The following is a 13933-nucleotide window of genomic DNA, read 5'->3' on the forward strand; positions in this document are numbered from 1 at the left end:
CAGGCAAGACGACCGGGTGATCAACCACACGAGACGCGCGGGGAGACCCGCAAATTGCCCGACGGCGCGGTCGAAGGACCGCGCGGCACAGAGATAGTTTTCTTCCGGTTTCGTACCTTCAGTCCCGGAAGAAGACTTAAACGCCCAGGATCGGCAATGATCCTGGGCGTTTCTGTTTTCAGGCATCAGGGCAACGAAAAGAGCCCCGCCGGGCAGGCGAGGCTCCGTGTTAAATCCGAGATGAATGACTCAAAGGAAGAAGTCGTCGGCGTACATTTTGGTGACGCCGCTCATCTTGATCTGGAAGTCGGACACGCCGTCGCCGTCCGTATCGCCGGAAATCACGCCGCTGCTGAAGCGCAGTTCACCCGCCCTGTCGTGGAACGATGCGCTGCCGATGAAGGTGAATTTCTGGTTGCCGCTGCTCGACGCGTTGGCATCGATGCTCGACAGGTCGACGACATCGAGTTCGGAGCGGTGGAAATCGGTGATGACGTCGCGGTTCGCACCGACGACGGATTCGCTGATCGAATTGAAATCGAACGTATCAGCACCCGTGCCACCCGTCAGGTAATCGAAGCCGGTACCGCCGACCAGGAGGTCTGCTCCGGTGCCGCCGTCAAGGTCATCAGCGCCGGAACTGCCGTAAAGGTCGTCGTTACCGCTGCCGCCAACGAGGACGTCGCTGCCAGAGCCGCCATAGAGACGGTCGGCGCCGGAATCGCCGTAGAGATCGTCGTCACCGCTACCGCCATAGAGGTCGTCATTGCCCGCGCCGCCATAGAGGTCGTCGTTTCCGCCAAGGCCGTCGAGGACATCGTTGCCGCCGAGGCCCTTCAGGATATTGCGGACGGAACTGCCGGTGATGTCATCGTGGCCGAGATTCGTGCCGGTGGCATTTTCAATGCTGACCAGCTTTTCCGCATGGCCCTTGGTCGTCGTCGCCTTCCCCGCGCCAAGGTCGATTGTCACGCCCTTGCCCTTCTGGGAATCGTACTTATCCTGTAGGGCGTAGCTGATCGTGTCGGTGCCGGTTCCGCCATTGTAGTAATTGTCGACACCCACCGTCAGGAAGCTGTCGTTGCCGGAATCGCCGTAATACTTGCTGGCTTCGGTATCGAGTTCGAAACGGTCGTTACCAGCACCGCCAGATACGATATCGAGCTCGGTCGAAACGCCTGCCCGGATATCGGCGACATAGAGGTCGTTGCCGTTGCCCATGTAGATCTCGTTGCTGCCCTCGAAATAGTTCAGCACGTAATCGTCACCGTCGCCGGCGCTGACATAGTTGCCGCCGCCCTTGCTGTCGGTACGATTGAGGTAGATGTCGTCATCGCCGTCATAGGCGTAGATTTCAGCGAAGCTGCGGCTTCCCTGTACGATCTTGTCGTAGCCGTTCGTACCGCGAATAGTCGTTGCCATATGCATGTACCCTTCTGTTAACCTGCTGAATTCTGGAGGGGATCATGAGGGCAGGAAGGTGAATGATACCTGAACCAAATGCGGCGGTTTGGTGGTTTCAAATGGGGTTTTTGGTGTCAGTAATCGGTGACATCGACACGGGTGATCCGGCCCTGTCCATTAAAGGTGATCGTCTCCTCGCCCTGCCGCTGAAGAGGCAACCCGGTGAGGCTGCTGGTGGCGGAAAGGTGCCAGACGGCACGCGCCGAGACCGGGGAGAGGACCTCGATCAGGCTGTCTTCGGCGACCTGATCCGAATATTCGGCAAAGTAGCGGCGGAAGCCCGCCATGATCGCGTCCCGCCCGTTGAGACCGCCGACCTTGCCGGACGTGTAGCTTGCCTCATCAGCGAAGAAGGCATCGATCGCATCGAAGTCGAGCGCGTTGATCGCGGCATGGAATCGCTCGACCAGAGCAACAGGATCGATCGGCATGGCGTGCGCGGTTTCCCGTTTCAAACTGTCAGACCGTAGGCGGAAAGATCGGCCTGGAGTGTTTGCGGATCGGTGAAGTGCACGGCATGCCATCCGGCGGCCCGGGCGCCCTCGACATTGGCGACGCTGTCATCGATGAACAAGGTCGCCGACGGCTCCAGCCCGAAGGTTTCCGCATGCGCCCGGTAGATTGCCACATCCGGCTTGATCAGGCGGATATCGCCCGACACCGTGACGCCGCGCGGCAGCGTCAGGAAGGGAAAGCGTTTCTGCGCCTCCCTGAAGGTGTCGGAGGCGAAATTGGTCAGCATGGTGACGTCATAGCCCTTGGCGATCAGGCTTTCCATGATCGAGACGCATTCGACATAGGCATGCGGCACCATTTCGTGCCAGTGCTTGCGGAAGGCGCGGATGTTCTCCTCATGCGTGGGGTGGTTGGCGATCAGCAGGTCCTCTGCCTCGCGCCAGTCGCGGCCGCGGTCCTGCTCGATGTTCCAGTCATGGCTGCAGACATTGGCGAAGAACCAGTTGCGCTCCTTGTCGTCCGGAATGATTCGGGAAAACGGAATATGCGGATCGTAATGGATCAGCACCCGGCCGATGTCGAAGACGATGTGGCGGATTTCGCTGCTCATTCAGATGTTCCTCATTGCGCTGGCCGGCCGCCCTTGAAGGCATGCGGCAGTGCCTGGGCGATCGCTTTTTTCATGACGGTCGGCAGGGCCTGCGCCTCCAGGGAGGCGAGTGGTTCCCACCAGCCATTTCCCGTTTTGTTCTCATTTGCCACATTGGCCCGATAGATCGACAAGCGCAATTCAAAATGCGTAAAGACATGCGTAATTGTTCCGCATGCCTCCCAGGCAGCGGCAAACGGCTGGGCCGAAATGCTGGTGTCGCCGTCGATCCGCGCCGTCCATGCGGTGCCCGGAACTTCCGTCATGCCGCCGAGCAGACCGGTTTCGGCCCGCTTCTGCAGATAGACGGCACCATCAGGTTTCACCGCGACGAAGGCGGCGCCGACGCGTATGGGCTTTTCCTTCCTTGCCGCCTTGCGCGGAAAGGTTTCCGGATCGGCCGTCCGGAGCGCCAGGCAGCGCTCGTTGATCGGACAGAGGGCGCAGGCCGGCCGTTTCGGCGTGCAGATGGTCGCGCCGAGGTCCATCATCGCTTGCGCGAAATCGCCGGGACGCTCACTGGGCGTCATCTCCGCCACCAGCCCCCGCATCTGCGGCTTGGCTGATGGCAGCGGCGTTTCGATCGCATGCAGGCGGGAAATCACCCGCTCGACATTGCCGTCGAGCACGGCGCTCCTGCGGTTGAAGGCAATGGCGGCAACGGCCGCCGCCGTGTAGTCGCCGATGCCCGGCAGCGACTTCAGGCCTTCTTCCGTATCCGGAAAGATTCCCCCATGATCCCGCTCGACACTTTCGGCGCATTTCTTCAGGTTTCGCGCCCGGGCGTAATAGCCGAGCCCCGCCCAGGCCTTCATCACCTCTTCGGTGTCAGCGGCGGCAAGGTCGGTAACACGCGGCCAGAGCGACAGGAACTTGTGGAAATAGGGTTTGACCGCCTGCACGGTGGTCTGCTGCAGCATCACCTCGGAAAGCCAGATATGATAGGGATCAGCCAGCACGCCGCTCGCCGCCATCGACGGAGAAATCCGCCAGGGCAGGTCGCGATGGTGCCGGTCGTACCAGCTAAGAAGCCGTTTGGTCGCGTCGGCTGCTGTCAAAGTCTGCTGCATCATTTGCCGGAGGGTTGGTTGCGGCCTATACTTGGCGAAGTGTTCGCCATCCTTCAAGGCGCAATCGGGAATCGAAAGCTTATCCGTTGAAGCAACCTTATACCCGCAAGGGCGTCGTTCAGATCAGTGAAATCGCCAATCGGCTGATCGATCCGGTGCTTGCCAAGCGCGCCGGCATCAATACGTTGCTGCTCGGTTCCTGGGACGAGATCGCCGGCGAGGAGTTCGCCGACTGCACCCGGCCGGAAAAGATCGCATGGCCCCGCCGCGCGGCCGAGATGAGTGGCGAGGGTGGCTATCAGCCCGGTGTTCTCACCATCGCCTGCGAAGGCGCGCGGGCTCTGTTTCTCACCCATGCGCAAGGCGAACTCATCCAGCGGATCAACGGGTTCTTCGGTTTTCCGGCCATCAGTCAGATGCGGATCGTCCAGAAGCCGGTGTCGCCGCCGCTGAAACGCAACTGGAAACCGCGGCCCCTGACCGGTGAACGCGCCCGGCATCTGGAGACGCTGGTCGATGGCATCGAGAGCGATGCGCTGAAGGCGGCGCTGACCCGGCTCGGCACCGCCGTGCTGTCGCCTCGAAAAAAGTGATCGGGAACATCAGCCGGTCACAATTGTTTGAATTTTGGTGAGCATCAGGCCCTTGTCGCCCCGCCGCAGGCAAGTTATCGAATTTTCGACCGTTTTCGTTCATCCCCCTACACAGGTGACAATCCATGTTCCTTTCTGAAATGAGCCCATTCAAGCGCCTTCTGAGCGGCGTTGCCGTGGCAACTGTCGCCTTGACGCTCGCCGCCTGCAGCGACGAGAAGAAGGACGCGGCTGAAACCGGCAAGACCGAGACCACCGACACCGCGACGAAGACCGAGGTCAAGCCTGCCGACGGCGGCTCGATGATGGCGGCGACGAAGACGGAAGCCGCGTCGACCGAAGCCAAGCCGGCTGCCGATGCCGGCCAGACCCAGGTTGCACAGGCCGCGGCCCCCACCAAGGTCGAGCTTCCCCAGCCGGAAGGCGAAATCGAGATCGCCAAGCTGATGGAACCCGGCCCGCTGCCGGAAATGTCGATCGGCAAGGCCGACGCCAAGGTGACGATCGTCGAATATATGTCGATGACCTGCCCACATTGCGCCCGCTTCCACAACGAGACCTTCGACGCCATCAAGGCGAAATATGTCGACGGCGGCCAGGTCCGTTTCGTGGTGCGCGAATTCCCGTTCGACCCGCGCGCTGCTGCCGCCTTCATGCTGGCGCGCTGCGCCCCGGAAGGCCAGTATTTCCCGATGGTCTCCATGCTGTTCAAGCAGCAGGAAACCTGGGCCGCCGCCCAGAACGGCCGCGATGCTCTGCTGCAGATGTCGAAACTGGCCGGTTTTACACAGGAGAGCTTCGAGGCCTGCTTGACGAACCAGAAACTTCTGGATGATGTGAATGCCACGATGCAGAAGGGCGGCAAGGACTACGGCGTCGCAGCCACCCCGACCTTCTTCATCAACGGCAAGAAATATTCCGGAGAAATGTCGGTTGCCACCATGTCGGGCCTCATCGACTCGATGCTCTGATCCCGACCGTTTCCTGGAAACGACCGACGGGCGCCTTTGTGCGCCCGTTTTTTTTGACGTCCGGGTGATGAAGCGGAGTGACAGAGGGGGGTATCTTGCCTCCGGGCGGGCCACATGAAATTCACAAAACTCCGCCTCCTCGGCTTCAAGTCCTTCGTCGAACCCTCCGAATTCGTCATCGAGCGTGGCCTGACCGGCGTCGTCGGGCCGAACGGGTGCGGCAAGTCGAACCTGGTCGAGGCGCTGCGCTGGGTGATGGGGGAGAATTCCTACAAAAACATGCGTGCGTCCGGCATGGATGACGTGATCTTTTCAGGCTCCGGAAACCGTCCGGCCCGCAACACCGCCGAGGTCGGGCTCTATCTCGACAATTCGGATCGCACGGCGCCTGCCGCCTTCAACGACAGCGACGAAATCCAGGTCACCCGCCGCATCGAGCGGGAGAACGGCTCCGTCTATCGTATCAACGGCAAGGAGGCGCGCGCCAAGGATGTGCAACTGCTGTTTGCCGATGCCTCGACCGGCGCGCGCTCGCCGTCGATGGTGGGGCAGGGACGGATCGGCGAACTGATTTCGGCCAAGCCGCAGGCGCGGCGGCAACTGCTCGAAGAGGCGGCCGGCATTTCCGGCCTGCATTCGCGCCGCCACGAGGCCGAACTGCGCCTTCGCGGCGCCGAGACCAATCTGGAGCGACTGGAGGATGTCACCTCCCAACTCGAAAGCCAGATCGAGAGCCTGAAGCGCCAGTCGCGCCAGGCCAACCGTTTCAAGATGCTGTCCGCTGATATCCGAAAGCATGAGGCGATACTCCTGCATATCCGCTGGGTGCAGGCCAAGGAGGCCGAGGGCGAGGCCAGCAGCCAGCTGAACCAGGCGACCTCCCTGGTGGCGGAGAAGGCGCAGGCGCAGATGGAGGCAGCCAAGGCGCAAGGAATTGCCAGCCTGAAATTGCCGGAACTGCGCGAAGGCGAGGCGCGTGCGGCCGCCGCCCTGCAGCGACTGCAGATCGCCAAGTCTCAGTTGGAAGAGGATGCCGGCCGCATCCTGCGCCGCCGCGACGAATTGAGCCGCCGGCTGTCGCAGCTTGCCGAAGACATTTTGCGCGAGGAGCGCTTGATCGCCGACAATGCCGGCATTCTGTCGCGGCTGGAGGAGGAGGAGCGCGAACTGCGCGATCTTCTTTCCGAAGCCGGCGAGCGGGCGGAGGAGGCGCGCGAACGGCTGGCCGATGCAAGCGAGACCCTGGCGTCGAGCGAACGGCAGCTTGGCTTGCTGACGGCCGAGAAGGCCGAGGCACAGGCGTCGCGAAACCAGCTTGAAAAGACTATCCGCGATCTGGCAGACCGGCAGGCGCGTCTCGCTCGCCAGCTATCCGACCAGAGCCGCGATCTCGGTGAACTCGACCGGCAGATTTCGGCGCTGCCTGATCCGCAGGAAAAACGCGAGGAAGTCGAGGCCGTCGAAATCGCGCTGGAAAATGCCGAAGGTGCCATTGCCGATAATGAGGATGCGCTGAATGCTGCCCGGCTCGCCGAAACGGCGGCGCGTCCGCCGGTCGATGCCGCCCGCGCCCGGCTGAACGGCATCGAGACCGAAGCGCGCACCATCCGGCGCATGCTGGAAGCCTCGCTGGTGCAGGGCGCCGCGCCGCCGGTGGTCGATGACATGAAGGTTGATCGCGGCTTCGAGACGGCGCTTGGTGCCGCCCTTGGCGAGGACCTCGAATCGCCGCTCGATTCCGCAGCCCCTGCCCATTGGCGCATGCCCGGCGATGCGACCGGCGATCCGCAGTTGCCGTCCGACGCGGTGCCGTTGACACAGCATGTGCGCGCGCCGCAGGCGCTCGATCGCGGTCTCAGCCAGATCGGCATTGTCGAGGATGATGCGACGGCGGAAAGGCTGCTGCCGCTCTTGAAGGCCGGCCAGCGGCTGGTGACGCACGCCGGCGCTGTCTGGCGCTGGGACGGGCATGTCACGGGTGCGGATGCGCCGAGTGCGGCAGCGCTCAGGCTGGCGCAAAAGAACCGGCTGGCCGAGTTGGAAAACGAAACGTTGGAAGCCCGTGAAGAGCTCCAAACCCGCGAGGCGGCACTTGCGGCGGCGGCGGCGGGTATCCGGGCCGAGGATGAACGGTTGCGGCTGGCGCGCGAATCCCAGCGGATGGTCGCGCGCAAGCTGGCCGAGGCTCGCGATGCGCTGGCCGCTGCCGAGCGCGCATCGGGCGATCTCGTCCGTCGTCGCGCCGTGCTTGCGGAGACGAGCGCCCAGCTTTCCCTGCAGGTCGAGGAGATCGGCGAGCAGATGGAGGCCGGTCGTGAGGCGCTGGAGGATGCGCCCGACCTGACGGCGCTGGAGCAGAAACTCACCAGCCAGATGACCGCTGTTGCGACCGACCGGGCGCTGGTGGCGGAGGCACGCGCTATCAACGATGGACTGGCGCGCGAAAACGAGGCCCGCGACCGCCGGCTGCACGCGATCGAGGCCGAGCGGCAGACATGGAACACGAGGGCCAGAAGTGCGCAGGAGCATATCGAGACCTTGCGCGATCGTGAAAGCGAGGCCCGCGAGGAGGCCGAGGAACTGCTCGAGGCGCCCGACGAATTCGACGAAAAGCGCCGGGCGCTGATGAATGAACTCGCAAAAGCCGAGGAGGCGCGGCGTCAGGCGGCCGATGTGTTGGCGACGGCCGAAAACCGCCAGCGCGACGCCGACCGTGTGGCCGCGACGGCACTTTCCGAGCTCGCGGAAACACGCGAAAAGCGCGGCCGTGCCGAGGAGCGGCTGGTCTCCGCCCGTGAAAAGCGGGTCGAGGTGGAGGCGCGCATCCGCGAGGCTTTGGCCTGCGCGCCGCACGAGGTGCTGCGCCTGACCGGCCTGGCTGTCGATAGCGCCCTGCCGGATATCCGTCAGATCGAGCGCGAACTGGAGCGCCTGAAGATCGAGCGCGAGCGGCTGGGCGCGGTCAACCTGCGCGCCGAGGAAGAGCAGAAGGAACTGTCCGACAGGCTTGACGCGCTGATGAAGGAGCGGGAGGACGTCATCGATGCGATCCGCAAGCTGCGTTCGGCGATCCAGAACCTCAACCGCGAAGGTCGCGAGCGACTGCTCGCCGCCTTCGACATCGTCAATGTCCAGTTCCAGCGGCTGTTCACCCATCTGTTCGGCGGCGGCACGGCCGAACTGCAACTGATCGAAAGCGACGATCCGCTCGATGCCGGCCTCGAAATCCTCGCCCGTCCACCCGGCAAGAAGCCGCAGACAATGACGCTGCTCTCCGGCGGCGAGCAGGCGCTGACGGCTATGGCGCTGATCTTCGCCGTGTTCCTCACCAATCCGGCGCCGATCTGCGTGCTCGACGAAGTCGATGCGCCGCTCGACGACCACAATGTCGAGCGCTACTGCAACCTGATGGACGAGATGGCGGCCTCGACCGAGACCCGTTTCGTCATCATCACCCACAACCCCATCACCATGGCCCGCATGAATCGCCTCTTCGGCGTCACCATGGCCGAACAGGGCGTCAGCCAACTGGTTTCCGTCGATCTGCAGACGGCCGAGCAGTTGCGGGAAGCTGTGTAATAGCAAAGATTCGTCGAGGGTGATTTGTGCCGCCTTTGGCAGGCGCCTCGTCTTCCCGGCCGCGTCGGACCCCTTGCACGACGTGGTTGCTTCGTGGCTGCAACTCTCCTCGGCGGAAAGAGGATAAGGCAGATCGGAGCGGGGACGGCGGAGAGAGACGCCTGTCGCTGCAAAGACAGGCATGGCGCCGAAAAGGGCAGAATTTTGCTGCATCGCAGCAAAATTCTGTATCCGATGCATTTTAAACGCGAAAAGGATACTGTAGCCTTCGGTGGGAGCCGAATGGGTGGAGACATGCGATGACGAAGTGGGTTTATACCTTCGGCGGGGGAGACGCTGAGGGAACGGCGAGGGACAGTCAGTTGCTGGGCGGCAAGGGCGCCAACCTGGCGGAGATGTGCAATCTCGGCCTGCCGGTGCCTCCGGGACTGACGATCATCACCGAGGCCTGCGGTCGTTATTACACCGATGGCCGCAGCATTCCCGACGACTTGAAGGCTCAGGTCTCCGCAGGCATCGAGAAGATGGAGGCGATCACCGGCCGTGCCTTCGGCGATACCAGCAAGCCGCTCCTCCTGTCGGTCCGTTCCGGCGCCCGGGCATCAATGCCCGGCATGATGGACACGGTGCTCAATCTCGGCCTGAATGACCGCACGGTCCAGGCGCTCGGTCATGATGCCGGCGACGCACGCTTCGCCTGGGACAGTTATCGCCGCTTCATCCAGATGTATGCCGACGTCGTCATGGGGCTCGACCACGATGTCTTCGAGGAAATCCTGGAGGACGAGAAGGGCCGGCTCGGCCATGAGCAGGACACAGAGCTTTCCGCCGTCGAATGGCAGCATGTCATCTCGCTCTACAAGCGGACGATCGAGGAGGAACTCGGCGAAGCCTTTCCGCAGGATCCGGAAGTCCAGCTCTGGGGGGCTGTCGGCGCCGTCTTTGCCAGCTGGATGAACCCGCGCGCCATCACCTATCGCCACCTGCACAATATCCCCGCCACCTGGGGCACCGCCGTCAACGTCCAGGCCATGGTGTTCGGCAATCTCGGCAACACGTCCGCAACCGGCGTTGCCTTCACCCGCAACCCGTCGACCGGTGAAAACGAACTTTACGGCGAGTTCCTCGTCAATGCGCAAGGCGAAGATGTCGTCGCCGGCATCCGCACACCGCAGAACATCACCGAGGCCGCCCGCATTGCGTCAGGCTCAGACAGGCCGTCGCTGGAAAAGCTGATGCCCGAAGCCTTCGAGGAATTCCAGGCGATCTGCGACCGGCTGGAAGGCCATTACCGCGACATGCAGGATCTGGAATTCACCATCGAGCGCGGCAAGCTCTGGATGCTGCAGACGCGGTCGGGCAAGCGCACCGCCAAGGCGGCTCTGCGCATCGCCGTCGACATGGCCGAGGCCCGCATGATCAGCAGGGAACAGGCCGTCGCCCGCATCGATCCCGCCTCGCTCGACCAGTTGCTGCATCCGACCATAGATCCGCGCGCGCGCCGCGATATCATCGGTTCCGGCCTGCCGGCATCCCCGGGTGCGGCGACGGGCGAGATTGTCTTCACCTCGGACGAGGCGGTATTGGCCGAAAAGGAAGGACGCAAGGTCATCCTTGTGCGTGTCGAGACAAGCCCGGAAGACATTCACGGCATGCATGCTGCGGAAGGCATCCTCACCTCGCGCGGCGGCATGACCAGTCACGCGGCGGTCGTTGCCCGCGGCATGGGCATTCCTTGCGTCTCCGGCGCCGGCAACCTGCGCGTCGATGCCCGCAACGAGCTTCTGATCGCCGCCGGCATGACACTGAAGAAGGGCGACGTCATCACCATCGACGGCTCCTCCGGGCAGGTGCTGAAGGGCGAAATCCCGATGCTGCAGCCGGAACTGTCCGGCGACTTCGGCAAGATCATGGCCTGGGCGGATGCCAGCCGCCGCATGACCGTGCGCACCAATGCGGAAACCCCGGCGGATGCACGCGCGGCGCGCTCCTTCGGCGCCGAAGGCATCGGCCTTTGCCGCACCGAGCATATGTTCTTCGAGGGCGAGCGCATCAATGTGATGCGCGAAATGATCCTTGCCGCCGACGAGGCGGGGCGTCGCGTGTCGCTCGCCAAGCTGTTGCCGATGCAGCGCTCCGACTTCACCGAGCTGTTCTCGATCATGCACGGCCTGCCGGTGACGATCCGCCTGCTCGACCCACCGCTGCACGAATTCCTGCCGAAGACGGACGAGGAGATCGCCGATGTCGCCACCGTTCTCGGCATGAAGCCGGCGGAACTGCGCCAGCGCGTCGATGCCCTGCACGAGTTCAACCCGATGCTCGGTCATCGCGGCTGCCGTCTGGCGATTTCCTATCCGGAAATCTGCGAGATGCAGGCCCGCGCCATCTTCGAGGCTGCCGTCGAGGCCGCCCGCGAAACCGGCGCCCCGGTGGTGCCGGAAATCATGGTGCCGCTCGTCGGCCTGAAATCGGAGCTCGATTACGTCAAGGCCTGCATCGACGCCGTTGCGAAAGAGGTCATCGGCGAATCCGGCATCGAGATCGAATATCTCGTCGGTACGATGATCGAGCTGCCACGCGCCGCACTTCGCGCCCATGTCATCGCCGAGAGCGCCGATTTCTTCTCCTTCGGCACCAACGACCTGACGCAGACGACCTTCGGCATTTCCCGCGACGATGCCTCGCAGTTCTTGAACACCTATATCCAGAAGGGCATCGTCGAAAAGGATCCCTTCGTCTCGCTCGATTTCGACGGCGTCGGCGAACTCATCCAGATCGCCGCCGAACGCGGCCGCCGCACCAAGAACGGCCTGAAGCTCGGCATCTGCGGCGAACACGGCGGCGACCCGGCTTCCATCCGCTTCTGCGAGGAGACCGGGCTGGATTACGTCTCGTGTTCACCGTTCCGCGTCCCGATCGCACGGCTTGCGGCAGCACAGGCGGCGATCAACGGCAAGGGGTGAGGTTCAAGAGCAGATCATGAGTATAGCGATGGCTAATTCCTCAAAGGAGACTTTCTTGATCTGCGGCTTGATCGTCGTTTATGCCAAATGGGATGATGAGGCAAAGGTCTGCTGGAATTAGCTAACTCCTAGCCAGCTTTCCTAGAAACCGACGCCACCTCCGAAGTCTGGGCAGGCTTACCCCCCTCTGTCGGCTACGCCGACATCTCCCCCTCAAGGGGGAAATTGGCCAGAAGCTTCTGCGTTCTCTACTCTATTTGAGGACTTGTGGAAAAGAATGATCTCCCTCTTGAGGGGGAGATGTCACGAAGTGACAGAGGGGGCCATCCGCTCCCAGGTAAAATGTTGCAGCGGCGGAAACCTCACTCATCAATGAAATCCCGCACCGCCTTGTTGTACCCGTCCGGATCCTGGAGCATGGCGAAATGGCTGGCGTCCTTGAGGATGATCAGCTTTGCGCCGGGAATGGTCTTTGCCAGGTAATCCGTATGTTCGCGGCTGACCGCCTCGTCGTGGTCCCCGAGCACGATGGCCGTTGGAGTGGTAATCTTTTTGAGATCCTCGTCGCTCCAGTTCGGCTGGGTCGCCCACATATTGCTGATCTGGGTGACGAAGGCGTCGTATTCGGTCGGCGTCGGTGAGATTTTCTCGTAGACCTCGCCGGCATGTTCGATATAGGCCGCGAAGGTCTTGTTCTCCATCACGGTCGAGATGACGCCGTCGATCCTGGAATTGGCGGCCTGGGCAAACAGTTTCGTCAGCCGTTCGGGATGATGGATAGCGATGTCGAGGCCGATGATGCCGCCATCGCTCCAGCCGACGATCGCCGTCTTGTCGATCTTCAGGTAATCGAGCAGGGCCAGATAATCGGATGACATCAGGTCATAGCTGTAAGGATCGGCATTGCGGGTCGAGCGCCCGTGGCCACGGCTTTCGGCGACGATGACGGTATGGTCCTTCGACAGGTCCGCCACCTGCGCGCCCCAGACATCGGCGTAACCGAGGCCGCCGTGGATCAACAGGACGGTGGGGCCGGAGCCATAGACGGCGTAGTACATGTCGATGCCGTTCACCGGCGCCGTGCCGGATTTGGCGGCCTGCGGCAGGGCAGCGGGTTCGGGCAGTTCCTGCCAGCGTTCGGCGGACAGGGCAGGGGTGGTCGAAAGAACAAGCAGCGCGCAAAGCGCACCGAGCATGGCAATGATTTTCATGACATGATCTCCCGTTGGTTGCGGGAGCATCATAGCCGCGAATTGCCGCCCTCAAAGCAAAAGAAACCGGAATCAGCGGCAGGCCGGAGAAAAATCCGTTCCGCTTTCGCGAAGATCAGCGCGCCGTGATAGCGGGCATGCTCAGCGATAGATGACCGGTCGGTTCCAGCCCCACATCATCGGGTCGTCGCCGTAGCGGAAGGCCCGGCTCTCGGCGCGCCGGTCAAGTTCGATCCGCTGCAGGCAGGTCGCCAGTGCATCCGTGTTGCGGCGGAAGCCATAGGAGAGGCATGTCTTCTCGTCTGCCGCGCGGCGCTCTTCAGGCGTTATGGTGGCGCAGGACGAGAGAAGGAGCGTGCCGAGGATCGCCAATGACAGGGTCTTGCGGATATGCATGCTCTGGCCTTGTGAAGTTGCGCAGGCCGGATCCCTATCAGATGCGCTGCAGCACATCCACAAAAGCTTCGGCGAAATTGCGCAGGTCCGCCGTGCGTTCGTCCGGCTTCTCGATGCGGATCGTCGTGCCGTCGCTTTCGAGGCAGGCAAAGACCGTGGTCATCACCGGGCTGCCGTCCTGCGGAATGCGCATGACGGCGATCCGCTCGCAACCGGCGATCAGGCCGGAAGCTGGCAACTCGAACAGGAGGGCACCATCGATGGCGGCGGCCGCGGCGCGCACATGGTCGGCGAATGTGCCGGCATCAGGCTCGAAGCCATCGAGCGAAAGCTCCAGTTCGAGCAGTTCCATCGTCAGGCCTGGATCGGCCGGTGCAACGGCGGCCTGCGTGCCGGATACGGCGGTGTTCGGTTCGGATGATAGCATGTCACTCTCCTTTCAAGCCGCCGGAAAACTGGTGTTTTGCCGCTGCCTGCAAATGTCGATGTGTGTGCAAACCGGTCCAAAGCCGCAAGGACCGGGAAACACGCCTGATCCCCGTTACCAAGACATGCTCAACGAGAATGGCGAATTTGCG

11 protein-coding genes are annotated in these 13933 nt (G+C 62.7%); 4 read left to right on the forward strand and 7 right to left on the reverse strand.

Translation table 11 applies throughout. The annotated features are described in order from the left end of the window. Nucleotides 1–249: 249 nt before the first annotated feature. The 4 genes from VL202_RS17565 to mutY all read right to left on the reverse strand — a co-directional run bounded on the left by VL202_RS17565 (nucleotide 250) and on the right by mutY (nucleotide 3642). Nucleotides 250–1422 (reverse strand): calcium-binding protein, encoded by a 1173-nt coding sequence (locus VL202_RS17565; RefSeq protein ID WP_325465378.1) that lies wholly within the window; start codon nucleotides 1420–1422, stop codon nucleotides 250–252. A gap of 116 nt (nucleotides 1423–1538) precedes the next feature. Next, nucleotides 1539–1895, reverse strand: coding sequence for a nuclear transport factor 2 family protein (locus VL202_RS17570; RefSeq protein WP_325465379.1), 357 nt, complete (start codon nucleotides 1893–1895; stop codon nucleotides 1539–1541). A 20-nt stretch (nucleotides 1896–1915) separates the two neighbouring features. Beyond that, nucleotides 1916–2530, reverse strand: a complete 615-nt coding sequence (locus tag VL202_RS17575; RefSeq protein WP_325465380.1) for an HAD family phosphatase — start codon at nucleotides 2528–2530, stop codon at nucleotides 1916–1918. 11 nt (nucleotides 2531–2541) lie between these two features. Continuing rightward, nucleotides 2542–3642, reverse strand: a complete 1101-nt coding sequence (mutY, locus tag VL202_RS17580) for an A/G-specific adenine glycosylase (protein WP_414692884.1) — start codon at nucleotides 3640–3642, stop codon at nucleotides 2542–2544. Nucleotides 3643–3725: 83 nt separating this feature from the next. On the opposite strand from mutY, the gene VL202_RS17585 reads away from it, so the two are divergent. From VL202_RS17585 to ppdK, 4 genes are all read left to right on the forward strand, one after another. Then, nucleotides 3726–4232 carry a DUF721 domain-containing protein gene (locus VL202_RS17585; protein WP_325465382.1) on the forward strand — a complete coding sequence of 169 codons (507 nt, stop codon included), beginning with the start codon at nucleotides 3726–3728 and terminating at the stop codon, nucleotides 4230–4232. Between the two features lie 125 nt (nucleotides 4233–4357). After that, a complete protein-coding gene (locus VL202_RS17590; RefSeq protein WP_325465383.1) occupies nucleotides 4358–5203 on the forward strand; it encodes a DsbA family protein in 846 nt (281 codons plus the stop codon). A 114-nt stretch (nucleotides 5204–5317) separates the two neighbouring features. Further along, complete coding sequence (locus tag VL202_RS17595; RefSeq protein ID WP_325465384.1) at nucleotides 5318–8782, forward strand: chromosome segregation SMC family protein; 3465 nt, start codon at nucleotides 5318–5320, stop codon at nucleotides 8780–8782. Between the two features lie 299 nt (nucleotides 8783–9081). Next, entirely contained in the window at nucleotides 9082–11748 is a 2667-nt protein-coding gene (gene ppdK, locus VL202_RS17600) for a pyruvate, phosphate dikinase (protein WP_325465385.1), read from the forward strand. A 362-nt stretch (nucleotides 11749–12110) separates the two neighbouring features. On the opposite strand, the gene VL202_RS17605 is transcribed toward ppdK, so the two are convergent. From VL202_RS17605 to VL202_RS17615, 3 genes are all read right to left on the reverse strand, one after another. Beyond that, on the reverse strand, nucleotides 12111–12959 hold the full coding sequence (locus VL202_RS17605) for an alpha/beta fold hydrolase (RefSeq protein WP_414692885.1): 849 nt from the start codon (nucleotides 12957–12959) through the stop codon (nucleotides 12111–12113). A gap of 141 nt (nucleotides 12960–13100) precedes the next feature. Beyond that, nucleotides 13101–13355 carry a hypothetical protein gene (locus VL202_RS17610; protein ID WP_325465386.1) on the reverse strand — a complete coding sequence of 85 codons (255 nt, stop codon included), beginning with the start codon at nucleotides 13353–13355 and terminating at the stop codon, nucleotides 13101–13103. A 37-nt stretch (nucleotides 13356–13392) separates the two neighbouring features. Then, nucleotides 13393–13782: a hypothetical protein gene (locus VL202_RS17615; protein ID WP_325465387.1), complete on the reverse strand. Its 390-nt coding sequence runs from the start codon at nucleotides 13780–13782 to the stop codon at nucleotides 13393–13395. Between the last annotated feature and the right edge of the window lie 151 nt (nucleotides 13783–13933).

This window comes from Pararhizobium sp., from assembly GCF_035497515.1.
In the GTDB taxonomy this organism is placed as follows: Bacteria; Pseudomonadota; Alphaproteobacteria; order Rhizobiales; family Rhizobiaceae; genus Pararhizobium.